The organism is Streptomyces canus (assembly GCF_001514145.1).
In the GTDB taxonomy this organism is placed as follows: Bacteria; Actinomycetota; Actinomycetes; order Streptomycetales; family Streptomycetaceae; genus Streptomyces; species Streptomyces canus.
Map to the genome: position 1 here is coordinate 476,639 of NZ_KQ948658.1, position 25,919 is coordinate 502,557.

Below are 25,919 nucleotides of genomic sequence, written 5' to 3' on the forward strand. Positions count from 1 at the left end.
GGCAGACGTACCGGCGAAATGTCAGTCCCTGCCCGTACTGTCGAGACATGCCGTACGACCTGCAGTCAACCGAACGCTGGGCCCCAGAACCCGACAAACGCCCCGGCCGCACCGCCTTCCAGCGCGACCGCGCCCGCATCCTCCACTCCGCCGCGCTCAGGAGGCTCGCCGGCAAGACACAGGTCGTCACACCAGGAACCCGCAGCCACGCCTGGGACGCCAGCCCCCGCACCCGGCTCACCCACTCCCTGGAGTGCGCCCAGGTCGGCCGTGAGCTCGGCGCAGCGCTCGGCTGTGACCCGGACCTGGTCGAGGCCGCCTGTCTGGCCCACGACCTCGGCCACCCCCCGTTCGGCCACAACGGCGAACAGGCGCTGAACGAGTTCGCCGACGACTGCGGCGGCTTCGAGGGCAACGCCCAGTCCCTGCGGCTCCTGACCCGCATCGAGCCCAAACGCTTCACCGACGAGGGATCGGTGGGACTGAACCTCACCCGAGCCACCCTCGACGCCGCCACCAAGTACCCCTGGCCCCGCGGAGGGCACCCGTCCCGGAAGTTCGGCGTCTACGAGGACGACCGCCCCGTCTTCGACTGGATCCGCAAGGACGCCCCGGGCACCCGCACCACCTTCGAGGCCCAGGTGATGGACTGGGCCGACGACGTGGCCTACTCGGTCCACGACGTCGAGGACGGCCTGCACGCGGGCCACATCGACCCCAACCACCTGCACGCCGAACCCGAACGCCGGGCCGTCTTCGAGGTGGCCCTCAGCCGGTACGTGCCCGCGGACACCGACCCGGCGGAACTCGCGGAAGCCCTCGACCGCCTCCAGGACCAGCCCTGGTGGCCGCACGCCTACGACGGTTCGGCCGTCGCGCAGGCCCGCCTCAAGGACGCCACCAGCCAGCTCATCGGCCGCTTCTGCCTGTCCGCCGAAGCCGCCACGCGCGAGCGGTACGGCACCGGGAGACTCACGAGATACGACGCCGAACTCGTCGTACCGCACGAGGCCCGCCTGGAGTGCGCGGTCCTCAAGGCCGTCGCCGACCGGTATGTCATGCAGCGCGCCGAGCAGGAGCGGCTGCGGGCCGACCAGCGGATCGTCGTCGCCGAACTGGCCGAGGTGCTCACCGTCCGCGCCCCGGACGGCCTCGAGCCCCAGTTCCGCGCGCTGTTCGACGACGCGCCCGGCGACCGGGCGCGCAAGCGGGTGATCGTGGACCAGATCGCGTCCCTCACCGACGCTTCCGCCCGTTCGCTTCACGCCCGTCTCACGGGACACCTGTGATGCTTGCGGGACACAAGTTGTGTGAAGGGAACGGGAGTGACGTGAATCGAGACCGAATGTGACCCTCCGTGGCCTGATCGGGCCACTCCCTCTTCCCCCATCACACTCCGTGCGGGACGCTCCCATGTGGCGGCACCCTTACGAGGAGGCATCAAGTGGTCGACGCGGATCAGACATTTGTCATCGTCGGAGGAGGACTCGCCGGCGCGAAGGCGGCCGAGACGCTCCGCACGGAGGGCTTCACGGGCCGCGTGATACTGATCTGCGACGAACGCGACCACCCCTACGAGCGCCCGCCGCTCTCCAAGGGCTACCTCCTCGGCAAGGAGGAGCGTGACAGCGTCTTCGTCCACGAACCCGCCTGGTACGCGCGAAACGACATCGAGCTGCACCTCGGCGAGACCGTGGACGCCATCGACCGGACGGCGAAGACGGTCCGCTTCGGCGAGGACGGCACCGTCGTCCGCTACGACAAGCTGCTGCTGGCGACGGGCGCGGAACCACGCCGTCTGGACATTCCCGGGACCGACCTCGCGGGCGTCCATCACCTGCGCCGCCTCGCCCACGCCGAGCGTCTCAAGGGCGTCCTGGCCGCCCTGGGCAGGGACAACGGCCACATCGTGATCGCAGGCGCCGGCTGGATCGGCCTGGAGGTCGCGGCGGCGGCCCGGGAGTACGGCGCCGAGGTCACCGTCGTCGAGCCCCTGTCGACCCCCCTGTACTCGGTCCTCGGCCCCGAGCTCGGCAACCTCTTCGCCGAGCTGCACCGCGAGCGCGGTGTCCGCTTCCACTTCGGCGCGAGACTGACGGAGATCGTCGGGCAGGACGGCATGGTCCTCGCGGCCCGTACCGACGACGGCGAGGAGCATCCCGCGCACGACGTCCTCGCGGCGGTCGGCGCGGCCCCGCGCGTGGCTCTCGCGGAGGCGGCCGGGCTCGAACTGGCGGACCGGGCGCACGGCGGCGGTGTCGCCGTGGACGAACAACTGCGCACCTCCGACCCGGACATCTACGCGGCGGGCGACGTGGCCTCCTTCCACCACGCCCTCTTCGGCAACCGGCTACGCGTCGAGCACTGGGCCAACGCGCTCAACGGCGGCCCCGCGGCGGCGCGAGCGATGCTGGGCCGCCAGGTGACGTACGACCGGGTGCCCTACTTCTTCTCCGACCAGTACGACCTGGGAATGGAGTACAGCGGCTGGGCGCCCCCGGGCTCGTACGACGAAGTGGTGATCCGGGGAGACGCCGGGAAGCGGGAGTTCATCGCCTTCTGGGTGAAGCAGGGCCGTGTGCTGGCCGGGATGAACGTCAACGTGTGGGACGTCACAGAGCCGATTCAGGGACTGATCCGATCCAGGGCTCAGGTGGACACGGAGGCGCTGGCGGACCCGCACGTTCCACTCGTCAGCCTCGTCCCGTAGGTGTCAGTACCTCCCCGTAGACTTCACGCGTGGCAGGACGGATCAACGACGAGGACGTGAAGGCGGTACGGGACGCGGTCCCGATCGACGCCGTGGTGTCCGAGTACCTCCAGCTGCGCAACGCGGGCGGTGGCAACCTCAAGGGCCTGTGCCCCTTCCATGACGAGAAGTCGCCGTCCTTCCAGGTCAGTCCGAGCAAGGGGCTCTTCCACTGCTTCGGCTGCCAGGAGGGCGGCGACACCATCACGTTCGTGATGAAGGTCGACCACCTCTCCTTCTCCGAGGCGGTCGAGCGCCTGGCAGGCCAGGCCGGCATCACCCTGCGGTACGAGGAGGGTGGCTACAACCCCTCCCACCAGCGCGGCGAGCGCATCCGCCTGGTCGAGGCCCACAAGATCGCCGCCGACTGGTACATGGAGCAGCTGGCCACCAGTCCGGAGGCCGACACCGGCCGCCAGTTCCTCGCCGAGCGCGGCTTCGACCAGGCCGCTGCCGCGCACTTCTCCGTCGGCTACAGCCCCCAGGGCTGGGACCACCTCACCCGCTTCCTGCGCGGCAAGGGCTTCACCGACAAGGAGCTCCTGCTCTCCGGTCTCTCCCAGGAGGGCCGCCGCGGTCCCATCGACCGCTTCCGCGGCCGGCTGATGTGGCCCATCCGCGACATCGGTGGAGACGTCGTCGGCTTCGGCGCGCGCAAGCTCTACGAGGCGGACAACGGCCCGAAGTACCTCAACACGCCCGACACGGCGATCTACAAGAAGTCCCAGGTCCTCTACGGCATCGACCTCGCGAAGAAGGACATCGCCAAGGTGTCCCGCGCGGTCGTCGTCGAGGGCTACACGGACGTCATGGCGTGCCACCTCGCCGGCGTGACGACCGCGATCGCGACCTGCGGCACGGCCTTCGGCGGCGACCACATCAAGATCCTGCGCCGGCTGCTGATGGACAACGGCTCGGCCCGCGTGATCTTCACCTTCGACGGCGACGCGGCCGGCCAGAAGGCGGCCCTGCGCGCCTTCGAGGACGACCAGAAGTTCGCCGCCGAGACCTACATCGCGATCGCCCCCGACGGCATGGACCCCTGCGAGCTGCGCCTCGCCAAGGGCGACGAGGCAGTCGCCGACCTGGCCGAACCCCGCACCCCGCTCTTCGAGTTCGCGCTGCGCCAGATCGTCGTCCGCTACGACCTCGACACCCCCGCCGGCCGCGCCGCGGCCCTCGACGAGGCCGCCCCGATCGTCGCCCGCATCAAGAACAGCGGCGCCCAGCACGAGGTCGCCGTCCAGCTCGCCGGCATGCTCGGCATCCTCGACACCCAGTTCGTGGTCAAGAGGGTGGCCCAGCTGGCCCGTTGGTCCCGCGACCGCGGCGGCAGGGGCCCGGCCCCGTCGGGGCGCGGCCCGCAGCAGCCGTCGTACGACGGAGCCCACCGCCCCGCCGTCTCCGGCCCCGCCCTCACTCTGCGCAACCCCGTCTACGCCACCGAGCGCGAGCTGCTCAAGCTCGCCCTGCAGCGCCCCGAGCTGGTCTCCCCGGCCTTCGACGCGTACGGCATCGACGAGTTCACCGCCCCGCCCTACGCCGCCGTACGCCAGGCCATCATGGACGCGGGCGGCGCGGAGTACGGCGTCCAGGACTCCCAGGACTACCTCGTCCGGGTCCGCGAGGCCGCCCCCGACGACGCGGTCCGCGCCATGGTCACGGAGCTGGCCGTCGAGGCGATCATGCGCAAGACGGTCGACGAGAACTACGCGGGCGACCAGCTTGTCACCGTCCGCCGCCGCGCCGTCGACCGCCGTATCCAGGAGATCCAGGGCACCCTGATCCGCCTCGGCTCCGGCGGCGACCCGGCCCACCTGGCCGCCGTACAGAACGAGGTGTGGGTCCTCCAGCAGTACGGCCAGGCACTGCGGGAGCAGGGCGCGGCCGCTCTCTAGCGCCGGTTCCCGTACGCCTTTCAAGTGGTTTGGGGGCCGTCGGTCCGCCTACTCGTAAGGCAAAGTAACCAGGCGGTCACGGACCGGACTCAAAAAGTCCCCGCACGCCCCTCGTGGCGGCGATGTGTCGTACTCCACACTGGGTTCCGGTGCCTGAGTCCTCGGAGCGCGGCCGATCCGTCCCCAGCGGGTCCCATACCCCCGCGGTTCCGCTCATCGCGTACGGGACGGACAGCGGCGAGGCCGCCGACTCCGCCCCCGAAGTACCGCTGCCGCACTCCTTGGCAGCGATCATCCTGGAGGTCGCCCCCGTGCAGACCCAGACCCTGACACAGACCGAGAACGGTACGGACGACACGACAGAGCAGGACGCCGAGACCGACGTACTCGTCGCGGTGCCCCCGCAGAGCCGTGTCGCGCACCACCCCGAGGCGGAGCCGGACACCCCGCCCGCGGAAGCCCTCGAGAGCGTGGAGACCGAGCCGGTCGAACCGCCCGAGCCGCCCCGCGGCCGCGTCGACACCGGCGGCCCGTCCTCGGACCTGTTCCGCCAGTACCTGCGGGAGATCGGCCGTATCCCGCTGCTCACCGCGGCCGAGGAGGTCGACCTCGCCCGCCGGGTCGAGGCCGGCCTGTTCGCCGAGGAGAAACTGAGCAACGCCCCTGACCTGGACAGCCAGTTGGCGCTCGACCTGGACCGCCTGGTCGTGCTGGGCCGCATGGCCAAGCGCCGCCTCATCGAGGCGAACCTGCGTCTCGTCGTGTCCGTCGCGAAACGGTACGTCGGCCGCGGCCTGACCATGCTCGACCTGGTCCAGGAAGGAAACCTCGGCCTGATCCGGGCGGTCGAGAAGTTCGACTACGCCCGCGGCTACAAGTTCTCCACCTATGCCACCTGGTGGATCCGCCAGGCCATGTCCCGGGCCCTCGCCGACCAGGCCCGGACGATCCGAGTCCCGGTCCACGTCGTCGAGTTGATCAACCGGGTCGTCCGCGTCCAACGCCGCATGCTCCAGGAACGCGGCTACGAACCGACCCCGGAAGAGGTCGCCGCTCACCTCGACCTCGCCCCCGAGCGCGTCAGCGAGGTCCTGCGCCTGGCCCAGGAACCGGTGTCGTTGCACGCGCCGGTCGGCGAGGAGGACGACGTGGCCCTCGGCGACCTCATCGAGGACGGCGACGCCGCCTCGCCGGTCGAGTCGGCGGCGTTCCTGCTCCTCAGGGAGCACTTGGAGGCGGTGCTGTCGACCCTGGGCGAACGCGAGCGCAAGGTCGTCCAGCTCCGGTACGGCCTGGCCGACGGCCGCGCCCGCACACTGGAGGAGATCGGCCGCATCTTCGGAGTGACCCGGGAGCGGATACGGCAGATCGAGTCGAAGACTCTGAACAAGCTGCGGGATCACGCTTTTGCGGATCAGCTGAGGGGCTATCTGGATTGACGCCGGGTGCGGGTGCGGGTGCGGGTGCGTGGGGGGCTGGTCGCGCAGTTCCCCGCGCCCCTGGGTGGGTCCAGCCCCCCCGGTGATCAGTCCACCTCGGCCACCGCCTGCGCGAACTGTGCCTTGTACAGCCGCGCGTACGCTCCGTCCGCGGTCAACAGGTCCGTGTGCGTGCCCTGTTCGACGATCGAGCCGTTCTCCATCACCAGGATGGTGTCGGCGTCGCGGATGGTCGACAGACGGTGCGCGATCACGAACGACGTGCGGCCGTGGGCCAGTTTGGCCATCGCCTTCTGGATCAGGACCTCCGTGCGGGTGTCCACCGAGGACGTCGCCTCGTCCAGCACCAGGATCACCGGGTCCGACAGGAACGCCCGGGCGATGGTGATGAGCTGCTTCTCACCCGCGCTCACCCCGCTGCCCTCGTCGTCGATCACGGTGTCGTAGCCGTCGGGGAGGGTCCGGATGAACCGGTCCGCGTGGGCCGCCCGGGCCGCCTCCTCGATCTCGCCCGGAGTGACCTCCCGCGAGGCGCCGTACGCGATGTTCTCCGCGATCGTGCCCCCGAACAGCCAGGTGTCCTGGAGCACCATCCCGATCCCGGCGCGCAGGTCGTCCCGGGACATGCGGGCGATGTCCACGCCGTCGAGGGTGATCCGGCCGCCCGAGACGTCGTAGAACCGCATGAGGAGGTTGACCAGGGTGGTCTTGCCCGCACCCGTAGGGCCGACGATCGCGACCGTGTGTCCTGGTTCGACCTTGAGCGAGAGGTCCTCGATGAGCGGCTTCTCGGGGTCGTAGCGGAAGGAGACATGCTCCAGAGCGACCCGCCCGCGCAGTTCCTCGGGCTTCGCGCTCGACACCGGGTCCGCCTCCTGCTCCTCCGCGTCCAGGAGTTCGAAGATCCGCTCGGCCGAGGCGACACCCGACTGCACGAGGTTCGCCATCGACGCGACCTGCGTGAGCGGCATCGAGAACTGCCGGGAGTACTGGATGAAGGCCTGCACGTCACCGATGGACAGCGAGCCGGACGCGACCCGCAGCCCGCCCACGACCGCCACCAGCACGTAGTTGATGTTCGAGACGAACATCATCAGCGGCTGCATGACCCCGCTGTTGAACTGCGCCTTGAACCCGGCCTCGTACAGCGCCTCGTTCTGCTCGGCGAACTGCGCGGCCGACTCGTCCTGGCGGCCGAACACCTTCACCAGGTTGTGCCCGGTGTACATCTCCTCGATGTGGGCGTTGAGCTTGCCCGTGGTGCGCCACTGCTGCACGAAGTGCGGCTGCGAACGCTTGCCCACGCGCGTGGCGACCACGAACGACAGCGGCACGGTGACCAGCGCGACCAGGGCCAGCAGCCAGGACACCCAGAACATCATCGCGAGCACACCGATGATGGTGAGCAGCGAGTTGATGAGCTGGCCCATCGACTGCTGGAGGGTCTGCCCGATGTTGTCGATGTCGTTCGTCGCCCGGGACAGGACCTCACCGCGCTGGCGCTTGTCGAAGTACGACAGAGGCAGCCGCGACAGCTTCGTCTGCACGTCCTCGCGCATCCGGAACATCGTGCGGTTGACGGTCCGGTTGACCAGCCGAGTCGCCACCGCCATCAGCAGCCCCGCGACGAGGAACACCCCGACCGCGAACAGCAGCACATGTCCTACGGCGGTGAAGTCGATGCCCTCGCCGGGCGTGAAGTCGGTGCTGCGGAGCATGTCGGCGACCTGACCGTCGCCGCGTTCCCGCATCGACGCGAGGACCTCCTCCTTGCTGGCGCCGGAGGGCATCTGCCGTCCGATGATGCCCGCGAAGACCAGGTCGGTGGCCTGGCCGAGGATCTTCGGCCCGACCACGTTGAGGCCGACGCTCAGCACGACGCAGAACAGCATCGCGTAGAGGGTCAGCCGCTCCGGCTTGAACTGGGCGAGCAGCCGCCTGCCCGACACCTTGAAGTCGATCGACCGGTTCTCGGGACCGGTGCCGGCCATCATGCGCCCCATGGGCCCGGCCATCAGGCAGCCTCCGCTTCCGTGAGCTGGGAGAGCACGATCTCCCGGTAGGTCTCGTTGTCCGCCATCAGCTCGCGGTGGGTGCCGGTGCCGACGACCCGGCCCTCGTCGAGGACGACGATCCGGTCGGCGTCGCGGATGGTGGCCACCCGCTGGGCGACGATCACGACGGTCGCCTCCGAGGTCTCCTCGGCGAGCGCCGCACGAAGGGCCGCGTCGGTCGCGTAGTCGAGGGCGGAGAAGGAGTCGTCGAAGAGGTAGATCTCCGGTCGCTGCACGAGCGTGCGCGCGATGGCGAGCCGCTGCCGCTGACCACCGGAGACGTTGGTGCCGCCCTGCGCGATGGGGGAGTCGAGGCCGTTCTCCAGCCCGGAGACGAAGTCCTTGGCCTGCGCCACCTCCAGCGCGTGCCACAACTCCTCGTCCGTGGCGTCCGGATTGCCGTAGCGAAGGTTCGTGGCGACCGTGCCCGCGAAGAGGTACGGCTTCTGCGGCACGAGCCCGACGGTCTTGGCCAGCAGCACGGGGTCGACCTCGGCGACGGCCACCCCGTCGACGAGTACCTCGCCGTCGGTCGCGTCGAACAGCCGGGGGACGAGCCCGAGCAGCGTGGACTTGCCGCTGCCGGTCGAGCCGATCACGGCGGTCACCTCGCCGGGCCGGGCCACCAGGTCGATCGCCTTGAGCACCGGCTCCTCGGCGCCCGGGTAGCGGAAGCCCGCGCCCCGGATCTCCAGATGCCCGTGCCGCCGCAGCTCGCGGACGGGGGCCGGCGGAGGCACCACGCTGGAGGAGGTGTCGAGGACCTCCTGGACGCGCTCGGCGCACACCTCCGCGCGCGGCACCATCATGAACATGAAGGTGGCCATCATCACGGACATGACGATCTGCATCAGATAGGCGAGGAACGCGGTCAGATCACCGATCTGCATCCCGCCGCTGTCGATCCGGTGGGCACCGAACCACACCACCGCGATGGAGGACAGGTTCACCGTCGTCATGACCACGGGGAACATCAGCGCGAGCAGGTTGCCGGTCTTGAGGGAGATCTCCGTCAGGTCGCTGTTCGCCTTCCGGAAACGGTCCTCCTCGTACGTGTCGCGCACGAACGCCCGGATGACCCGGTTGCCGGTGATCTGCTCGCGCAGCACCCGGTTCACCGTGTCGAGACGCACCTGCATGGACCGGAACAGCGGCCGCAGCCGCCGTACGATCAACGTCACACAGATGCCCAGCGTCGGCACCACGGCCACCAGCACCCCGGACAGCGGCACGTCCAGGCCGAGCGCCAGCACGATGCCGCCCACGCACATGATGGGCGCCGACACCAGCAGGGTGAACGTCATCAGGGCCAGCATCTGGACCTGCTGAACGTCATTGGTCGTACGGGTGATCAGCGTGGGCGCACCGAACTGGCCGACCTCGCGCGCCGAGAACGACTGCACCCGGTCGAAGACCGCCGCCCGCAGGTCCCGGCCGAGCGCGGCCGCGGTCCGGGCGCCGTAGAACACGGCCCCGATGTTGCACACCACCTGCACCAGCGAGATGCCGATCATCAGGGCGCCGAAGCTCAGGATGTAGCCGGTGTCGCCGTTCACGACACCGTTGTCGATGATGTCCGCGTTCAGCGTGGGCAGGTAGAGGGTGGCGCAGGTCTGCAGGAACTGCAGCAGCACCAGGATGGTGATGGATTTCTTGTAGGGCCTGAGATAGGTCCGCAGAAGTCGTATGAGCACGCTACGTCTCTCGGAGTCGGCGACGGGGCGGGTGGTTGCCCCTGGCCCCTATCGTCGAACACCCCACCCGTGTTACCTCAACCGATTAAGCCGACAGCAGTGCTTCCTACGGCCTTACGGGTCCTCCCGGGCCGGGACTCCTACCGGACTCTTACGTTCCGCCACTTGCCTACCGGAACGCTCCCGGGTAGGTCTGCTCCCGCACCGACACGTACTGCTGGCGCACCGCCTGCCCCACCGCCAGCTCCTCGCCGGGCTCCAGGACCTGCGCGGCCGGTCCCTGCCACATCGGCGGGGTGCGCGGATCGAGCGTGCCCTGCGAGACCCCGAGCGCCCAGGCCGCCTGCCGGGCGGCACCGATCGCCGCGTAGTCCGCGGGCTGCGGCACGACGACCTGCGCGCCGAACAGCGCGGGCGCGGCGGCCTGTACGGCGGACAGCTCGGCGGCCGCCCCCAGCAGGAAGACCCGCCGCACCTCGACACCCCGGCCGCGCAGCACGTCGAGCGCGTCGGCGAGCCCGCACAGCATGCCCTCGAACGCGGCCCGTGCCAGATGCTCCGGCTTCATCGACTCCCGCCGCAGCCCGCTCAGCGTCCCCGCGGTGTGCGGCAGGTTCGGCGTCCGCTCACCTTCCAGATAGGGCAGCAGTACGAGGCCGTGGGCGCCCGGTGTCGACTTCATCGCCAGCTCGGACAGGCTTTCCAGGTCGTTCAGCCCGAGCATCTCGGCGGCCCCGCGCAGGGTCCGTACGGCGTTCAGGGTGGTGACGACGGGCAGGTGCATGCCGGTCGCGTCGGCCAGGGAGGTGATCATCCCGCTGTTGTCGACGAGGGCCTCGGGGTGCACGGCCATCACGGACCCGGAGGCGCCCAGCGACACCACGGCGTCGCCGAGCCCGATCCCGAGGCCGAAGGCGGCGGCCATGGTCTCACCGGTCCCCGCGGAGATCAGCAGCCCCTCCGGGGTCGTACCGGCCGCGTCCGAGGGTCCGATCACCTCGGGGAGCATCGCCTGGTGGCCGAGGGCCAGCTCGACGAGGTCGGCGCGGTAGGCGCCGGTGGCCGCGGACCAGTAGCCGGTGCCGGAGGCGCCGCCGCGGTCGGTGGTCCTTCTGACCGGCCGGCCGAGGAGCTGCCACACCAGCCAGTCGTGCGCCTGGAGGAGCACGGCGGTGCGCAGGGCGGCGTCGGGCTCGGTCTTGTTCAGCCAGCGCAGCTTGGTGACGGGCTGCGGCGCCTGCGGCACACACCCCACCGCCTGCGCCCACGCCTCGCGCCCGCCGAGCGCGTCGACGAGGTCGGCCGCGGCGACCTGCGCGCGCTTGTCGCCGCCCACCATGGCGGGACGGACGGTGTTGCCCTGGGCGTCGAGGGGTACGACGGCGTTCTGCTGCGACGACACACCGATGGCCTGCACGCCCTCGAGGAGACCGCCGCCGGCGGCTTCACCGAGGGAGAGGAGCCACGCCTGGGGATCGACGTCGGATGCGCGGCCGCCGCCTTCCACCGGGTGCGCGGCATACCCCTGCTTGAGCACGGCACCGGTGTCTGCGTCGCAGACGACGATGCGAGTGAAATCGGGTGAGCTGTCCAACCCGGCGACTATCCCCATGGCGCAAATTCTATGGGCGTAGCGTCGTAACGGCGCGCACGGATGCGCCGACGTGGGACCGCCGGGACCGCTCGCGCCTCATGGCCGAGCCGCGGACCGGCACGCCCCGCGTCTGCGGGTGGTGTGCGTCACTGTCGGCTTCACGTGTTGCTGGTGCCCCAGTCGTCCTCCGGCGCACCGTTCGTGTTGCGGTCCCGGAGCGAACGCACCCGCTGGGTCACGGACTCCGGCACCCGGTCGCCGACCTTGTCGCTGACCGCGTGGTAGGCCTTGCCGGCGAACTGGCGGCCCTGCTGGGCCGCCGTCTCCGCGGTGTTGCGGACGGCGGGGTTCTGGGACACCTGGCGGGCGGACTTCTTCAACTGTTCGTAGCGCTCGCGCCCGGCACGGGTGCCCAGCACGTAACCCAGAGTCAGTCCGACCACGAACGTGAGCTTGTAGCGCATGGCGGCCACCCTTCTTGTGTAGGTCTCCGGTGCGATGTCGGTGTCGGAGGAACCGATTGGCGGAGCACCCCCCTGCTTGCGCTAATGTATGTGTCGCAGCGAGCGCCCGCCCCCTGGCGAATACCCAGGGAGGTACGTTCGATGCAACGAGGCGATCCTCCGTAGCTCAATTGGCAGAGCAGCCGGCTGTTAACCGGCAGGTTACTGGTTCGAGTCCAGTCGGGGGAGCTTCGATCTTCCGTAGCTCAATTGGCAGAGCAGCCGGCTGTTAACCGGCAGGTTACTGGTTCGAGTCCAGTCGGGAGAGCAGGAAGAAGGAGGACCCCGATGGGGTCCTTTTTCATGTCCACCGCAACCGTGCAGGTCACGGCGTAGTCCTCAAGGGCATGCGAAGTCGCCCCTGCGAGGCAGGAGATCGTATGAGCGGCTATGCTGCGGCAGACGGCGCGCACGCATGTACGCGACACGCCGCTATGGGGCGGTAGCTCAGCCGGTTAGAGCAGCGGACTCATAATCCGTCGGCCGTGGGTTCGAGTCCCACCCGCCCCACTTGTGCAGGCTTCTGACCTGCGGAAACGTTCATTTTTGGGTGTCGGATCGTCAACTTCGCCTGAACGGACTGAATCCGCTGCTCGTGAGTTCGGCCTCGTTGCCGGTGTCGGTGGAGCGAGCGCCCCTGACCTGCACGGATGTTCCAGTTCGCAGCGGTTGAACTTGCGATACACGGATCCTGTGGCTGGTTGGGCACTGGATTCTGGGCGCCGGCTGGACGCGAGGAATCGCAAGTGCCATCTGGTGATCTTCGAGTCGGCCCGCTGTTCTGGGCGGCGTGTGGGTGCGGTCGTCCGTCCGAGGGTGCGGTGGCCGAGGTGATTGCTGGGATAACGGCCGTACTGAAAACGGCCCCCGGGGGCGATCGCTCGCCGGCCCGGAGCCCTGCCGGTTCACCACATGTCTTGTCGGGTATCAGATTCTCTGAGAAAATCAGGTCATGAAGACGATGACCGCTACCGAAGCGTCACGGAACTTCGCCTCCGTGCTGGACAGTGCGGAACGCGGGGAAACCATCGTGATCACCCGCGGAGGCAAGCGTCTGGCCGTGCTCGCTCCCGCACCCAAGGCCACGGGGCGGGCTGTGAAGGACGCTCTCCTGCCTCATGTCGGCACGCTCGACGACGCCTTCGAGGACGACGTGACCGCCACACGTGATCTGTTGACGCTGGACGATCCGTGGAGCGACTGATCCTGGACACCGGCGTGCTGATCGCGATCGAGCGCCGGAAGATCTCCCTCGACCAGGCGCTGGCCGACGACGACGATCCAGCGATCGCCGCCATCACGGCGGCGGAACTGCTCCAGGGCGTGGAACTGGCGGACGACACCAACCGGGTCGCCCGCCAGTCCTTCGTCGACACCGTCCTCGCCACCATCCCGGTCGAGGAATACACCGTGGACGTGGCCCGCGCGCACGCACGGCTGCTCGCCCACGTCCGCAGAGCCGGCCAGCCCCGAGGTGCCCATGACCTGATCATCGCGGCCACCGCGCTGACCACCGCGCGCACGGTGGTCACCTACGACAAGCGGGCCCGCTTCGACGACCTTCCCGGCGTTCGGGTACGTCAGGTGTGATAGGCCGTTGGCAGGCAGCTGAGGGTTTTCGACGCCGTTCCGGGCAGGGGACGTCGGGCAGGAATGTCGGTCCGCAAGGCCAATACGCGCGACTTTTTGGTCGGGTGCTGCTCACCGCGCCGAGTGTCTCCCAGTGGAGCGTGCGATCACACCAGCGGTTCAGGAGCGTACGGTCATGTCCTACGGCGAGCAGCCCCGCGCCGGTGGTTCGCCGGTAGTCCTCAACCACGTCGACCAGCACGGCAGTTGTCGACGCGTCGCGCATCGCCGTCATTTCGTCGCAGATCAGCCAGCGGGGCCGCAGGACGAGGGCGCGGGCGAGGCAGGCGCGTTGGAGTTGACCGTCGCTGACTTCGTGGGGACGTCTGCCCAGTAGGTCGGGGGTGAGGCCGACGGTGGTGGCGAGCTCGGGGACCCGCTCGGTGGCCGAGTCGCGGCGGCCGGTGGCACGCAGGAGCCCGGCCATCAGGTGCCTGAGTCGCAGTCGAGGATCCGCGGACAGCCTGGGCCGCGGGAAGACGACGCCGAAAGCGGTGCGTTGCTCACGCGGGGCACGGTGGCGCCAGTGCCGGACCGCGCTGCCGTCGCGGACCACGATCTCGGAGTCCGGGCGGTGCAGGAGCGCGGCGACCCGGGCCAGGGTCGACTCCCGCAGCCGTTGGGGCCGAGGAGGCCGACGGCTTCGCCCGGTTGGACTGTCAGAGTGGCGTCCCGGACCACGGGGGTGCGGTGGTCGTATCCGGCGGTGATGGCGCGCAGTTCAAGCATGGGCGTCCTCAGGGACGTGCGGGTGGTGGCAGGCGACGTTGCTCGTCAGGGACGGCAGCGCGGTGCACGCGTCGGTCGCCCGCTCGCAGCGCGGTGCGAACGCGCAGCCATCGGGGAGGTCGCCGAGTTCCGGGAGCATGCCGGGGATGGGGGTGAAGTCTCGGGCGGGGAGGGCCTGGAGGAGGCCGCGCCTGCAGGGGTGGCGAGGGCCGAGGGGCCGCCTTTGGCGCAGACCCTCGGCCTGCATCTCGGCGATGATCACGAAACTCTGCTCGACGGCCTCCTGCTGGAGCAGCGTGCGCTCTCGGTGAGCCTCGTCGAGCAGGTTCTCATGGTGCGTCAGAACATCTTCGGTCTCGGCGCGCGCCGACTGTGACCGGTTGACGCCGTCCTCGACGGTCCTACGGCGTTCTCGCGGGACTTGGTGATTCCGGGAGAGGGGTCTTGGCGAGGAGGAAGAGGGCGACGCTGAAGGCCAGCAGGTGGACCACGGCTTCCGGTTCGGGCGAGATGGGTGGTTCCTGCCGCTCGCTCGGCGCCAAAGCTGCCGGCGCGTTCACATCTACACCCTGCGATGCATTTGCGGGCCCCCTCGTCGCCCGGCCCCCGAGGCCGGCGGTCGAGAGAGCGCACCCCGGGAGCTCGATCAGTGCGCCAGCTTCAAGCCGGCCACGCATCCGATGATGCCGGTGAGCAGGAGGACCTTCATCAGATTGACGGGCTCCCCGTCGAAGGCCATCGCGTATGTCGCGGTCAGTACCGCGCCGATGCCCACCCACACGGCGTACCCCGTGCCCACCGGCACTGAATGCAGCGCGTAGGCCAGGCCGATCATGCTGAGCACCAAGCCGACCACGAAGACAGTGGTCGGTACCGGTCGACTGAAGCCCTCCGACTTACCCAGTGCCGTGGCCCATACGGCTTCCAGCACTCCCGAGATCACCAGAACGATCCAGGCCATGTCCTTCTCCCTGCGGCGGCTTGTCATGACTGGGGTACGGAGCACCTCGTCCAGGTGCCTGTTGAGCCCTGTGCGCAAGGCTTCCACGCGGGACAAGCGTTAGCAAGTTCGAGATGAACATAAATGGTGCTCACTAGCCCGATGAATGCAAATGAACCTCCTTGGGGTTCATCTTTTTGAAAGTTTCCCTTGTCTTGGGTGGGTCTCCGTGTCATCGTGAGTGCATCCGAAGTTGCCCTGGCGATGGTCATGCGGCAACAGCCCGCAGGTGTTCGAAGGGAACCGAAGATGGCCAGGTCTCGCACCGTGGTGGTCACTGGTGGGGCGTCCGGGATAGGCGACGCCGTCGTCCGGCGTTTCTCGGCGCAGGGGGACGAGATCTTCGTGCTCGACCGCAAGCCGGGCAGCGCCACGGCTCAGTACATCGAGACCGACCTGAACGACTGTTCCTCGATCGATGCCGCTGTCGAAGCTCTCCGCCGGCCGGTGGATGTGCTGTGCAATGTCGCAGGAGTCTCGGGGACCTCGCCGGTTCCGCTGGTCCTGGGTGTGAACTTCTTCGGGCTTCGGCACCTCACGGACCGGCTTGCGCCCAGGATGAACGCCGGGGGTGCCGTGGTCAGTGTGGCTTCCACCGCGGGCTGGTACTGGCGCGACCACCTCGAAGAAGTCACGCGGCTCGTGCAGGCGCCGACCTTCGAGGCGGGAGTGCAGGCCGGTAGCGAGGCCCTGACGAACGGCAAGGACGCCTACACCCGCAGCAAAGAAGCCCTCATCGTGTGGACTTCCTACGCGGCCCAGCGATACCGCGGCCATGTGCGCCTCAACACGGTGAGCCCGGGGCCGGTGGAAACCCCGCTCCTACCCGAGTTCTACGACTCGATGGGCCACGAGGAGCTCGACCCCCTGACCGCGCTGGCCGGGGGCCGCAACGGACGCCCGGAGGAGATCGCCTCGGTCGTCGGCTTCCTTGCCGGGCCCGAATCCAGCTGGATCAACGGTACGGACGTCGTCGTCGACGCAGGTGCGGAGATGGCGTTCGAGCTGGGTCAGTCCCTGCCGGTCTGACCGGCGGCTGACCGTTTGGGTGCCGGTATCAGGTCAGGCCGCAGTGGCACCTGCCGCGTGCAGGCCCGTGGCGCTCGCCGGAAGTGACGGCCTGTGCGCAAGAGCAGGCGAAGACAGTGCGAAGACAGCCGATGTCGGGAGAGGAACCATGACATCTCATGGGGTCAGTGCGTTGGAACGCTTGTCCCGATCCGTTCTCGCGCTCGGCGGAATTCTCGACGGCAGCGGCTGGGCGCAGCCCAGCGCATGCCCGGGCTGGAGCAATCACGATCTGCTGGTGCACCTCGTGTGCACTCTGCGGGAGATCGCCGATCCGGCCTCGCTGCCTGCTCCGTTCCCCGGCAGTATCGAGCGCAGCAACGATGTGGCGGTCGCCGCTTTCCGAAGCGAACAGCCCGGTCACACACTCGAGAACTACGCCCGGCTGCTCCGGCCGGCCCTGGACGCTCTCGCTGAGATGCAGAACGAGCCGGCCGCGTCCGCCGTGGTCGACTTCGATGATGCGGGGCTTTACCCGGCTCACCTGATCGCAGACTCGCTCGCATTCGATCACTACTGCCATCTCCGCCACGATCTCGCCGCGCCACGAGGGACCGTTGAGGCCCTGGAGGTCACGGCAGACGAGACGGTGATGTCGGCCAGCCTGACGTGGTTGCTTGCCGGGCTGCCGCAGATGTCCCCCTCGCGACTGGCTGCCTCATTGACGCGCCCTGTGGTCCTGTCGCTGAGCGGGCCCGGGGGCGGGAGCTGGTCCCTCGTGCCCGCGGCCGCAGGGAAACGGATCTCCGTCGAGCAGGGAGCGTCTTCGGCGTCGGAAGCCCAGATCACCGCATCCGCCGACTCCTTCCACCTGTGGGGAACGCGCCGGCAGCCCTGGCGGGAGGCGGATCTCGACATCAGAGGCGACGAAAGGCTGGCGACCGATGTTCTGGACGCCCTGCACGTCTTCTGAGGTCGCCGCAGCGGTTTCGGACTCGCGCACACCCCATCCGCGCTTCGCCGATTCCCGGTCAACGCGCCCCAGACAAGGCGGGAGCGCGAGCACGACGGCCGTAGCGCCGAGAGGTACACGAAGGAGAGTGAGGCACGGCTCATGAGCACTCAGACAGACCGGGCAAACACAGCTGCGGCGGGACAGGACTTTCCTCGCGAGCAGGTGGTGTCGGCCGAGGAGCAGCAGGTCACGATCACCCGGCGCCGTGAGGTGGCGGAAGGCGTCGTGGAACTGACCCTCGCCGCTGCTCATCCCGCTGACGGTCCTCTTGCGGACTGGGAGCCAGGCGCCCACATCGACATCGTCCTTCCCTCCGGCACCATCCGGCAGTACTCCCTGTGCGGGCATCCGGAACGGCCCCTGGAGTACACGATCGCCGTGCTCCGCGAGCCCGAAGGCCGCGGTGGTTCGGCGGAAGTACACGACCGGCTGACCGAAGGCACGACGGCCGGTATCCGTGGGCCTCGTAATCACTTCCGGCTGGCCCCGGCCGAACGCTACCTCTTCCTCGCGGGAGGCATCGGGGTCACTCCCATCCTGGCGATGGTCCGGGAAGCCGCCGCAACCGGCACTCCCTGGAGGCTGCTCTACGGAGGCCGGACCCGCACGTCCATGGCTTACACCGACGAACTCATCGAACTGGCCGCGCTTTCCCAGGGCGACGTGGTGCTGGTGGCACAGGACGAGCAGGGACACCCGGACTTCGCTGCCGCGTTCACCGGCGCACCCGAGGGGACCGCGGTGTACGCGTGCGGCCCCGAGCCGATGCTGCAGGCGGCCGAGACCCTCAGCGAGCTGCTGCTGCCGCCGGGGGCGCTGCACCTGGAGCGGTTCGGAGCCAAGCCGCAGGACGCCGACGATGCCGAGTCGGGGACCAACACCGAGTTCGAGGTCGAACTGGCCCGCTCGGGTCGCACCCTGACCGTCCCGGTCGACCGGCGTCTGATCGACGTCGTACGAGAGGTAGTGCCGCAGGTTCCCTTCTCCTGCGAGGAGGGCTACTGCGGCTCCTGTGAGACCGGCGTCCTGGACGGCACCCCCGATCACCGGGACCAGGTACTCACCCCCGAAGAACGGGACAGCAACGAGACGATGATGATCTGCGTCGGCCGTTGCCTGTCCCGCAAGCTCACCCTCGACCTCTGACCCCTGGAACAGGCCGCACCCATGGTTGACAAGACTCAGGCCCACAACCCGGCCCTGCCGGAGTTCTGGCTGCAGAAAGACATCGAAGCCGCGTTCGCCGAGATGCGCCGCGAAAAGGCCGTGCACTGGCACGAAGAGCCGCCGTCCGACTGGTTCCCCGAGGGGGGCCGCGGCTTCTGGTCGGTCGTGCGCTTCGAGGACGTGGTCGAGGTCAGCCGCGACCAGGAGACCTTCACCTCCGACCACGGCACCGAGATCGTCGACATGACACCGGAGATGGTCCACATCTTCGGCGGCATGCTCAACATGAGCGGTGCCGCGCACGCCCACCACCGGGCCATCGTCAACCGGGTCCTGACCCCGCGGACGGTGGAAGCCCTCGGCGACACCATCCGCCTGCACGCCCGCCGATGTATCGACCGAGTCGCGGCACAGGACGGGTGCGACTTCATGCAGGACATGGTCGGTGACTTCCCGGCGCAGATCATCTGCGAGCTGCTCGGCGTCCCGGTGGACGACCGCGCGCGCCTCGTGGCCCTCACCGGAACCGCGCTGTCCGCGTACGGCACAGCCGAGGCGTACAACGCCATGCTGGAGATCATCGCCTACGCCGAGAGCCTGGTGGCGTTGGCCCGCGAGCAGGTCTCCGACTCCGCGTCGTTCCTGCGCAAGCTACTGACCGCACAGGTCGACGGCCGGCACATGAGCGACCACGAGATCGCCGTCTTCTTCGCCCTGCTGGCGACTGCCGGCATCGAGACCACCGCGACCAGCATCGGGCAGGGCATGTACGCGCTGTCCCTCCACCCCGAGCAGCGGCGCCGTTGGCAGAGCGACTTCCAGCAGCTGGCGCCGCGCGCTGTCGAGGAGATCGTCCGCTGGGTCACGCCGGTGCGCTACTTCCGCCGCACCGCCACTCGCGACACGGAGCTCGCCGGCCAGCCCATCGCCAAGGGCGACAAGGTTGTGATGTGGTACACGTCGGCCAACCGCGACGAGAGCGTCATCGAGCGGGCAGGGGAACTCGACTTCGCCCGCGCCGAAGAGCGGCATGTGGCCTTCGGCGGCGGCGGTCCGCACTTCTGTCTGGGGGCGGTGCTCGCCCGCAAGGAGATGACCATCTTCTTCGAGGAGCTCTTCGCCCGGCTGCCCGACATCGAGGTCAGCGGTGAGCCCGAGCGGCTGCACTCCAACTTCGTCAACGGGCTGGCCGCTCTCCCGGTGAGGTACACCCCGGCATGACGACTCCCTTCACTCGTACCGTGCTGGCGGTTCCCGCCTCCTCCGAGCGGTTCCTCGACAAGGCGCGGCAGGCGACGGCCTCCGCGCTGATGGTCGACCTCGAAGACGGAGTCGCCGAGACCGCCAAGGCCGTCGCCCGAGAGTTGTTCGTCCAGGCGGCAGAGGGGCTGGCCGCCGCGCCGCGCGGACTGTGGCTGCGCGTCAACGCCGCCTCCTCACCCCACCTGGATGCGGACCTCGCCGCGATCAAGGATGTGGCCGAACACATCGACGCGCTGGTGCTGCCCAAGGCCACCCCGGCAACCGTGGACATCCTGGCCGGCCGGTGCGAGCTGCCTCTGGTGGCGCTGATCGAGACCGCCGACGGCGTCGAGCATGCCTGGGACGTCGCGGCCCATCCGTCGGTGCGAGCCCTGATGTTCGGCGAGCTGGACTACCGAAGCGAACTCGCCCGCAGCGGGGGCCTGCACGCGCAGGACACCACCTGGGCGCAGGCCCGCATCGTCAACAGCGCCGCCGGCGCCGCCATTGCCTCGATCGCCGGGCCCACGGCAGCCGTAGGCGACCCCCAGCAGCTTCACGCGGACTGCACGCTGCAGGCGGCGCTGGGCTTCACCGGCAAGCTGTGCGTCCACCCCGCCCAACTCGACGCCGTCACCACCGCGTTCGGCCCCACCCCGGACATGGCCGCCTGGGCACGCCAGGTCGTCGACGCCGTACGGGAGACCCCGGCCACCGGCGCGATCAAGGTGGCCGGAGCGATGGTCGACCGGCCTGTCATCGACCGGGCCCAGCACATCCTCGCGGAGACAGACCGATGAGCACTTCCCCCTACCTCGACGGCCCCTACGGCGACGACTTCACCATCGGTGAGCCGCTGCCCGCTGCCCCGGCCATCACCATCGACGAGGGCCTGGCCGCCCAGTACCAGGCGATCAGCGGCGACCCCGCCCGCTTGGCCCTGAGCCTTCCGCTGTCACACGCCACCACCGGCCGTGCGGCACGTGTGGTGAACTCCGCGCTCGCCCTCCAGGTCGCCATCGGTCAGTCCACCGTCGCCACCAGGATCGTCATCGCCAACCTGTTCTACCGCGACGTGACCGTGCATCAGCAGATCCCGGTGGGCACGACACTGACCTCGACCGTCACCCCCGTCGCCCGCGCCTTCACCCGCGACAACGGCAAGGGCCGCCGGGCAAAGGTGTTGCTGGCGATCGAGACACGTGACCAGCACGGCGAACTGGTCGCCTCGCTGGAACGCCTGGCCCTCCTGCCCGTCCGGAGCCAGAACCACCTGATCGAGGCCGGGGACATCGGCAACGCCGACTCCGGCCGCAGCCTGACGGAACTGCTGCCGGCCGTACCGAAGGGCTGGGACCTCGCCCGCCTCTCCACCGCCCCGCTGCCCGAAGCCGGCTGGCAGGCAGGCGATCCGCTGCGCGACTCCATCAGCGGCGCCCTGGACCTGGTCCGGCTGACCCAGAACCAGGCCGCCGCCCACCGCGACCCGGCACGCGGCCAGCAGGGGCGTCGCCTGGTCTACGGCGGACACGTCGTCGCGCTAGCCCAGGCGTCCTTGTCCCGGCTCGTGCCCGGTCTGGCCGCCGTCGTGGGCTGGCGCTCGTGCGATCACCTGGCCCCGTCCTTCGAGGACGACCTGCTCTCCTTCCACATCACCTGTGAGGAGGCGCTGCCCGTCGACAGCGGGGCCCTGGTCGCTTTCCGCATCCGCGGACAGGCCCGCAGGCCGGGAAGCGAACCGGTCGAGGTCCTCGACTTCCGCCCCGTGGCACTGGTTGCCGGAACGATCGGAGAAGACCATGGCTGACGGCCTCGAACTCCTCGACGGCATCCGTGTCGTCTCGCTGGAGCAGTACATCGCCGCGCCCTACTGCACCCAGCTGCTCGCCGACGCCGGCGCCGAGATCATCAAGGTGGAGCGCCCCACCACCGGCGACCCGCGCCGCTGGTACGACCCCAAGGTCGGGCCCGACGACGACTACATCAGCGGCGGCTTCGCCTCCTACAACCGAGGCAAGAAGTCCGTCGAGCTGAACCTGTCCACCGACGACGACCGCCGGACCTTCGAGGAACTCCTCGCGACAGCCGACGTCCTGGTCAGCAACCTGCGGCCCGGCTCTCTGGAACGGCAGGGCCTCGCCCCCGAGGACCTGCGCCAACGCTTCCCTCGCCTGGTGATCTGCGAGATCTCCGGATTCGGGACCAACGGCGGCCCCTACGCGAAGTGGCCCGCGTTCGACTCCGTCATCCAGGGCATGAGCGGCCTGTCCAGCCTCATCGGTGAGCAGGACGGCCCGCCCGGCCTGGCGCCCATGGGGACCATGGACCTGATGGCGGGCATCTACGCCACCATCGGCATCCTCACCGCGCTCGTGGGCAGGGCCGCCACCGGCCACGGCTCCCACGTGGACGCCGCCATGTACGACATCGGCGCGGCCTTCCTGGAACGCCCGCTGACCTTGCACGAGTACACCGGCGAGATCCCCACCCGGGGCATCGACCGGTTCAGCCCCGTCGGCGCGTTCCGGGCCGGCGACGGAGGCTGGGTGTCCATCGTGATCCCGACCGAGGAGATGTGGCGCCGTTGTTGCGCCGCGCTGGGCCGCCCCGAGCTGGAGAGCGACCCGGAGCTGGACACCACCCTCAAGCGTGCCGAGCACATGGCGGGCCGGATCGTGCCGCTCCTGGAGGAGTGGGCCAAGGACAAGGATCGTCACGAGGCGGTCGCCGCGTTGCGTGAGACGGGGCAGCCGGCCGGCCTCGTGCAGACCATCGCCGACGTCCGGGCCTGCGAACAGCTGGCCCACCGCGGCCTGTTCGCGCCGATCGACGACGAGCGGGCCCGGCGTACCGACGGCACCGCACTCAGCCTGCCGCGCCTGCCCCTGCTGTTCGACGGCCGGGGCGCGCGACCGGGACCCGTTCCCCGGCTCGGCGCCGACAACGACGAGTTCCGTACGCCCAACTCCAGTGAGGTGCCCCAGTGATCCCCTCCGCCCCCACCGAGCTGTTCATCGACGGCGCCTTCCGTCCCGCCGCGGACGGCGGCACGTTCCCCGTGGAGGACCCCGCCACCGAGCAGATCCTCACGAGCGTGGCGGACGCCACCGTCGAGGACGGCAAGGACGCGGCCGCGGCCGCTGCCGCCGCGCTGCCCGAGTGGAGCCGACGCGCGCCGCGGGAGCGAGCCGAGATTCTGCGCCGTGCCTTCGAACTCATCATCGCGGCGAAGAACGAACTCGCCGCTCTGATCACCGCCGAGAACGGCAAGGCGCGCACGGACGCCGAGGCCGAGGTCGCCTACGCGGCCGAGTTCTTCCGCTGGTACAGCGAGGAAGCCGTCCGCATTCCGGGCCACCTCGGGATGGCGCCTTCCGGCGAGCGGCGGATCATCGAGATCTCCCAGCCGGTCGGGGTGTCCCTGCTGCTGACCCCGTGGAACCTGCCCGCCGCGATGATCACGCGGAAGGTCGCGCCGGCGCTGGCCGCCGGCTGCACGGTCGTCGTCAAACCGTCCCGACAGACGCCACTGACCTCGCTGTACCTGGCCCGCCTGCTCACCGAGGCGGGCGTCCCCGCCGGAGTGGTCAACGTGGTACCCACGGCCCGCGACGTCTCCCTCACCGCCGAGCTCGTCGCCCGCGGGCCGGTACGCGCCCTGTCCTTCACCGGCTCCACCCGCGTAGGCAGTGCCCTCCTCGGCCAGGCCGCCGAGCGGGTGCTGAAGACGTCGATGGAACTGGGGGGCAACGCCCCGTTCATCGTCTTCTCCGACGCCGACCTGGACGCGGCCGTCTCCGGCGCGCTGGTGGCCAAGATGCGGCACAACGCCGAGGCGTGCACCGCCGCCAACCGGTTCTACGTCCACGCCTCCGTGCACGACGAGTTCGTCTCCCGGCTGGCCAAGGGCCTGGCCGAACTCGAGGTGGGCCCTGGCCATGTGCGGTCGGTGCAGGTCGGCCCGATGGCCTCGGCTTCCGCGCGTGACTCCCTCACCGAGGCGGTCCAGTCGGCCGTCGACTCCGGCGGCAGGGTGGTGCTGGGCGGCAGCCCCCTCAAGGAGAGGGGTTACTACTTCTCGCCCACCCTGATCGACGACGTCCCGCCCACCGCCCCCGTGCTCGACCACGAGCTGTTCGGGCCCGTCGCGCCGGTGGTCTCCTTCGACTCCGACGACGCCGTGATCGAGATGGCCAACGGCACCGAAATGGGCCTGGGGTCCTACGTCTTCACGCAGGACCTGCGGCGCGGTCTGAGCGTGGCCGAACAACTGGAGTCCGGCATGGTCGGCCTGAACACCGGCGTGTTCTCCGACCCCGCCGCGCCGTTCGGCGGCGTCAAGCAGAGCGGCATCGGCCGCGAGGGCGGACGGCACGGCATCCACGAGTTCCTCGAGACCAAGTACATCGCCACCCAGTGGTGACGTCCGCACCGGCGACGTACAGAAACGAGCATCCCATGACCGCACAACTGACCCCCGAAGTACGCGGCCTGCTGTCGTCCACCGTGCTCAGCTGGCTCGACAAGCCGCCGCTGGGCCCCTTCATCGACGGCAGTTGGCGCACGGCCCGCTCCGACACCCTCATTGATGTGATCGACCCGGGCACCGGCCTGCCCGTCACCGCCTACGCCGCCTCGTCGGCCGAGGACGTCACCGACGCCGTGGCTGCCGCCCGCAGGGCCTTCGACGACGGTCGCTGGAGCGAGCTGGACCCGGAGGTGCGCGAGCAGACGCTGCGCCACCTCGCCGACCTGTTGGAGAAGGACGCCGAGGTCGTGGCCCAGCTGGAGGCCCTGGACACCGGCAAGCCTCTGGCCGAGGCCCGCCTCGACATCGAGGAGGCGGTCGCCGTGCTGCGCTACTACGCGGGGTGGGCCACGAAGGTCGAGGGCTCGGTCATCCCCGCACCGCGCCGTTTCGTCGCTACCGGCACCCGCGAGGCGATCGGAGTATGCGCGGCCATCACGCCGTGGAACTACCCGCTGCCCATTCTCATGTACAAGCTGGCGCCCGCCCTCGCGTTCGGCAACACCTTCGTGGCCAAGCCGTCGGAGCAGACGGTCCTGTCGACGGCCTACCTCGCGCAGCTGTGCGCGATGGCCGGTGTCCCGGACGGCGTGGTCAACATCCTTCCCGGGGCCGGAGCGACCGGCGCGGCGCTCACGGCAATCCAGGGGATCGACAAGATCGCGTTCACCGGATCGACCCGCACCGGCCAGGCCGTGATGCGCGCCGCCGCCGGCACCCTCACCAAGGTCAGCCTCGAACTCGGCGGCAAGAGCCCCCAGTTGGTCTTCGCCGACGCAGACCTGGACGCCGCGATCGACGGTGTGATGGGGGGCATCTGGACCAACGCCGGACAAGTATGCGTCGCCGGCAGCCGCCTGATCATCGACCGTCGCGTCCATGATGAGTTCGTCGCCGAACTCATCAGCCGCACCCGCCGGCTGTCCCTCGGTCACGGCCTGGCTCCGGCGACCAGCCTGGGGCCGCTCGTCTCGGCCGTACAGCGCGACCGTGTCGCCGCATTCGTCGACCAGGCGGCCGCAGAGGGTGCCAACGTCGAGACCACATCTGAACTGCCCGACGAGGAGGGCTTCTTCGTCGCCCCGACTGTCGTCACCGGAGCCCGGCCGGGGCAGCGCATCGAACAGGAAGAAGTCTTCGGCCCGGTCCTGACCGTGCTGCCCTTCGACGACGAGGGCGAGGCCCTCCGACTGGCCAACGGTTCCGCCTACGGGCTGGCTTCATCCGTGTGGACCACGAACGCCTCCCGCGTACACCGCGTCTCCCGGCGCCTGCGCGCAGGCACCGTGTGGGTCAACACCTACGGGGTCTTCCACCCCACCCTGCCCTTCGGCGGTGTGAAGGCGTCCGGGTTCGGCCGCGAGCTGGGTTCGGCTGCCGTCGACCACTACACCGAGCTCAAGACCACGGTGATCGACCTGTAGGCCGGTCCTGGGCCGGCCGCCTCAATCGGATCGGTCGTCCCCGCAACTGAGGAACTCACGCAATGCCCAGTGCCACCCGGAACACCTCTGCCCACGGGCATCCCTTCCAGGACATGTCTGCCCAGGACATGTCTGCCGCTCGGGACCAACTGGTTCTGCCACGCCGACTACGGGCGTCGCGAGATCGCCGACGCGGCCCACGCCCAACTTCCGCGCCTGCACGTGTACTCCACCTTCGGCGACTAC

Annotated in this window: 21 protein-coding genes, 3 tRNA genes and 2 pseudogenes; 19 read left to right on the forward strand and 7 right to left on the reverse strand. The window is 69.5% G+C overall.

Annotated elements, in window-relative coordinates:
* Positions 1 to 47: 47 nt before the first annotated feature.
* The 4 genes from AQJ46_RS11575 (at position 48) to AQJ46_RS11590 (ending at position 6,086) form a co-directional block, all read left to right on the forward strand.
* Positions 48 to 1,289, forward strand: coding sequence for a deoxyguanosinetriphosphate triphosphohydrolase (locus AQJ46_RS11575; protein ID WP_059205469.1), 1,242 nt, complete (start codon positions 48 to 50; stop codon positions 1,287 to 1,289).
* 155 nt (positions 1,290 to 1,444) lie between these two features.
* A complete protein-coding gene (locus tag AQJ46_RS11580) occupies positions 1,445 to 2,710 on the forward strand; it encodes an NAD(P)/FAD-dependent oxidoreductase (RefSeq protein WP_059205470.1) in 1,266 nt (421 codons plus the stop codon).
* Positions 2,711 to 2,739: 29 nt separating this feature from the next.
* Positions 2,740 to 4,647 (forward strand): DNA primase, encoded by a 1,908-nt coding sequence (gene dnaG, locus AQJ46_RS11585; RefSeq protein WP_059205471.1) that lies wholly within the window; start codon positions 2,740 to 2,742, stop codon positions 4,645 to 4,647.
* A 149-nt stretch (positions 4,648 to 4,796) separates the two neighbouring features.
* Positions 4,797 to 6,086 (forward strand): RNA polymerase sigma factor, encoded by a 1,290-nt coding sequence (locus AQJ46_RS11590; RefSeq protein WP_059205472.1) that lies wholly within the window; start codon positions 4,797 to 4,799, stop codon positions 6,084 to 6,086.
* Between the two features lie 86 nt (positions 6,087 to 6,172).
* Here AQJ46_RS11590 and AQJ46_RS11595 read toward each other — a convergent pair whose 3' ends face one another.
* The 4 genes from AQJ46_RS11595 to AQJ46_RS11610 all read right to left on the reverse strand — a co-directional run bounded on the left by AQJ46_RS11595 (position 6,173) and on the right by AQJ46_RS11610 (position 11,892).
* Entirely contained in the window at positions 6,173 to 8,101 is a 1,929-nt protein-coding gene (locus AQJ46_RS11595; RefSeq protein ID WP_057615656.1) for an ABC transporter ATP-binding protein, read from the reverse strand.
* Positions 8,101 to 9,834 carry an ABC transporter ATP-binding protein gene (locus AQJ46_RS11600; RefSeq protein ID WP_059205473.1) on the reverse strand — a complete coding sequence of 578 codons (1,734 nt, stop codon included), beginning with the start codon at positions 9,832 to 9,834 and terminating at the stop codon, positions 8,101 to 8,103. Before AQJ46_RS11600 ends, AQJ46_RS11595 begins: the two co-directional genes overlap by 1 nt.
* Before the next feature lie 169 nt (positions 9,835 to 10,003).
* Positions 10,004 to 11,446: a xylulokinase gene (locus AQJ46_RS11605; protein WP_208616915.1), complete on the reverse strand. Its 1,443-nt coding sequence runs from the start codon at positions 11,444 to 11,446 to the stop codon at positions 10,004 to 10,006.
* Positions 11,447 to 11,586: 140 nt separating this feature from the next.
* Positions 11,587 to 11,892: a hypothetical protein gene (locus AQJ46_RS11610; protein WP_057615653.1), complete on the reverse strand. Its 306-nt coding sequence runs from the start codon at positions 11,890 to 11,892 to the stop codon at positions 11,587 to 11,589.
* A 155-nt stretch (positions 11,893 to 12,047) separates the two neighbouring features.
* Here AQJ46_RS11610 and AQJ46_RS11615 point away from each other — a divergent pair.
* From AQJ46_RS11615 to AQJ46_RS11635, 5 genes are all read left to right on the forward strand, one after another.
* Positions 12,048 to 12,120, forward strand: a tRNA-Asn gene (locus AQJ46_RS11615).
* A 6-nt stretch (positions 12,121 to 12,126) separates the two neighbouring features.
* A tRNA-Asn gene (locus AQJ46_RS11620) sits at positions 12,127 to 12,199 on the forward strand.
* Positions 12,200 to 12,367: 168 nt separating this feature from the next.
* A tRNA-Ile gene (locus tag AQJ46_RS11625) sits at positions 12,368 to 12,441 on the forward strand.
* Between the two features lie 442 nt (positions 12,442 to 12,883).
* Positions 12,884 to 13,135: a type II toxin-antitoxin system Phd/YefM family antitoxin gene (locus tag AQJ46_RS11630; protein ID WP_059205475.1), complete on the forward strand. Its 252-nt coding sequence runs from the start codon at positions 12,884 to 12,886 to the stop codon at positions 13,133 to 13,135.
* The gene (locus AQJ46_RS11635) at positions 13,123 to 13,521 is read left to right on the forward strand and encodes a PIN domain-containing protein (RefSeq protein ID WP_059205476.1); all 399 of its coding nucleotides are present in this window, start codon (positions 13,123 to 13,125) and stop codon (positions 13,519 to 13,521) included. Before AQJ46_RS11630 ends, AQJ46_RS11635 begins: the two co-directional genes overlap by 13 nt.
* Positions 13,522 to 13,642: 121 nt before the next feature.
* On the opposite strand, the pseudogene AQJ46_RS52035 reads toward AQJ46_RS11635, so the two are convergent.
* Positions 13,643 to 14,289 (reverse strand): annotated as a pseudogene (locus AQJ46_RS52035) (ABC transporter ATP-binding protein); the annotation flags it as partial.
* Positions 14,282 to 14,500, reverse strand: a pseudogene (locus tag AQJ46_RS52040) (oligopeptide/dipeptide ABC transporter ATP-binding protein); the annotation flags it as partial. The pseudogenes AQJ46_RS52040 and AQJ46_RS52035, both read right to left, overlap by 8 nt.
* A gap of 12 nt (positions 14,501 to 14,512) precedes the next feature.
* Between AQJ46_RS52040 and AQJ46_RS55405 the strand changes: the two are divergent.
* Positions 14,513 to 14,665 (forward strand): hypothetical protein, encoded by a 153-nt coding sequence (locus AQJ46_RS55405; protein WP_159064013.1) that lies wholly within the window; start codon positions 14,513 to 14,515, stop codon positions 14,663 to 14,665.
* Between the two features lie 270 nt (positions 14,666 to 14,935).
* Here the strand turns inward: AQJ46_RS55405 and AQJ46_RS11650 are convergent, their stop codons facing one another.
* Positions 14,936 to 15,250 carry a DMT family transporter gene (locus AQJ46_RS11650; RefSeq protein WP_059205479.1) on the reverse strand — a complete coding sequence of 105 codons (315 nt, stop codon included), beginning with the start codon at positions 15,248 to 15,250 and terminating at the stop codon, positions 14,936 to 14,938.
* A 288-nt stretch (positions 15,251 to 15,538) separates the two neighbouring features.
* Between AQJ46_RS11650 and AQJ46_RS11655 the strand changes: the two genes are divergently transcribed.
* The 9 genes from AQJ46_RS11655 (at position 15,539) to AQJ46_RS11695 (ending at position 25,673) form a co-directional block, all read left to right on the forward strand.
* The gene (locus tag AQJ46_RS11655) at positions 15,539 to 16,318 is read left to right on the forward strand and encodes a coniferyl-alcohol dehydrogenase (protein ID WP_059205480.1); all 780 of its coding nucleotides are present in this window, start codon (positions 15,539 to 15,541) and stop codon (positions 16,316 to 16,318) included.
* 172 nt (positions 16,319 to 16,490) lie between these two features.
* The gene (locus AQJ46_RS11660; protein ID WP_159064014.1) at positions 16,491 to 17,270 is read left to right on the forward strand and encodes a maleylpyruvate isomerase N-terminal domain-containing protein; all 780 of its coding nucleotides are present in this window, start codon (positions 16,491 to 16,493) and stop codon (positions 17,268 to 17,270) included.
* Between the two features lie 207 nt (positions 17,271 to 17,477).
* Complete coding sequence (locus AQJ46_RS11665) at positions 17,478 to 18,458, forward strand: PDR/VanB family oxidoreductase (RefSeq protein WP_059205839.1); 981 nt, start codon at positions 17,478 to 17,480, stop codon at positions 18,456 to 18,458.
* Positions 18,459 to 18,479: 21 nt separating this feature from the next.
* Positions 18,480 to 19,700: a cytochrome P450 gene (locus AQJ46_RS11670; protein ID WP_059205482.1), complete on the forward strand. Its 1,221-nt coding sequence runs from the start codon at positions 18,480 to 18,482 to the stop codon at positions 19,698 to 19,700.
* Complete coding sequence (locus AQJ46_RS11675; RefSeq protein WP_059205483.1) at positions 19,697 to 20,521, forward strand: HpcH/HpaI aldolase/citrate lyase family protein; 825 nt, start codon at positions 19,697 to 19,699, stop codon at positions 20,519 to 20,521. Before AQJ46_RS11670 ends, AQJ46_RS11675 begins: the two co-directional genes overlap by 4 nt.
* A complete protein-coding gene (locus AQJ46_RS11680) occupies positions 20,518 to 21,528 on the forward strand; it encodes a hotdog family protein (RefSeq protein ID WP_059205484.1) in 1,011 nt (336 codons plus the stop codon). The genes AQJ46_RS11675 and AQJ46_RS11680 overlap by 4 nt, the downstream gene beginning before the upstream one ends.
* The gene (locus tag AQJ46_RS11685; RefSeq protein WP_059205485.1) at positions 21,521 to 22,708 is read left to right on the forward strand and encodes a CaiB/BaiF CoA transferase family protein; all 1,188 of its coding nucleotides are present in this window, start codon (positions 21,521 to 21,523) and stop codon (positions 22,706 to 22,708) included. The genes AQJ46_RS11680 and AQJ46_RS11685 overlap by 8 nt, the downstream gene beginning before the upstream one ends.
* Positions 22,705 to 24,144, forward strand: coding sequence for an NAD-dependent succinate-semialdehyde dehydrogenase (locus AQJ46_RS11690; protein WP_059205486.1), 1,440 nt, complete (start codon positions 22,705 to 22,707; stop codon positions 24,142 to 24,144). The genes AQJ46_RS11685 and AQJ46_RS11690 overlap by 4 nt, the downstream gene beginning before the upstream one ends.
* 35 nt (positions 24,145 to 24,179) lie before the next feature.
* Positions 24,180 to 25,673 (forward strand): aldehyde dehydrogenase family protein, encoded by a 1,494-nt coding sequence (locus AQJ46_RS11695; protein ID WP_059205487.1) that lies wholly within the window; start codon positions 24,180 to 24,182, stop codon positions 25,671 to 25,673.
* The last annotated feature ends 246 nt before the right edge of the window (positions 25,674 to 25,919 follow it).

Coding starts and splice junctions, on each gene's coding strand:
- AQJ46_RS11595 (WP_057615656.1), bottom strand. CDS start 8,101: ATGGCCGGGCCCATGGGGCGCATGATGGCCGGCACCGGTCCCGAGAAC.
- AQJ46_RS11675 (WP_059205483.1), top strand. CDS start 19,697: ATGACGACTCCCTTCACTCGTACCGTGCTGGCGGTTCCCGCCTCCTCC.
- AQJ46_RS11655 (WP_059205480.1), top strand. CDS start 15,539: ATGGCCAGGTCTCGCACCGTGGTGGTCACTGGTGGGGCGTCCGGGATA.
- AQJ46_RS11670 (WP_059205482.1), top strand. CDS start 18,480: ATGGTTGACAAGACTCAGGCCCACAACCCGGCCCTGCCGGAGTTCTGG.
- AQJ46_RS11680 (WP_059205484.1), top strand. CDS start 20,518: ATGAGCACTTCCCCCTACCTCGACGGCCCCTACGGCGACGACTTCACC.
- AQJ46_RS11605 (WP_208616915.1), bottom strand. CDS start 11,446: ATGGGGATAGTCGCCGGGTTGGACAGCTCACCCGATTTCACTCGCATC.
- AQJ46_RS11685 (WP_059205485.1), top strand. CDS start 21,521: ATGGCTGACGGCCTCGAACTCCTCGACGGCATCCGTGTCGTCTCGCTG.
- AQJ46_RS11630 (WP_059205475.1), top strand. CDS start 12,884: ATGAAGACGATGACCGCTACCGAAGCGTCACGGAACTTCGCCTCCGTG.
- AQJ46_RS11650 (WP_059205479.1), bottom strand. CDS start 15,250: ATGGCCTGGATCGTTCTGGTGATCTCGGGAGTGCTGGAAGCCGTATGG.
- AQJ46_RS11610 (WP_057615653.1), bottom strand. CDS start 11,892: ATGCGCTACAAGCTCACGTTCGTGGTCGGACTGACTCTGGGTTACGTG.
- AQJ46_RS11695 (WP_059205487.1), top strand. CDS start 24,180: ATGACCGCACAACTGACCCCCGAAGTACGCGGCCTGCTGTCGTCCACC.
- AQJ46_RS11575 (WP_059205469.1), top strand. CDS start 48: ATGCCGTACGACCTGCAGTCAACCGAACGCTGGGCCCCAGAACCCGAC.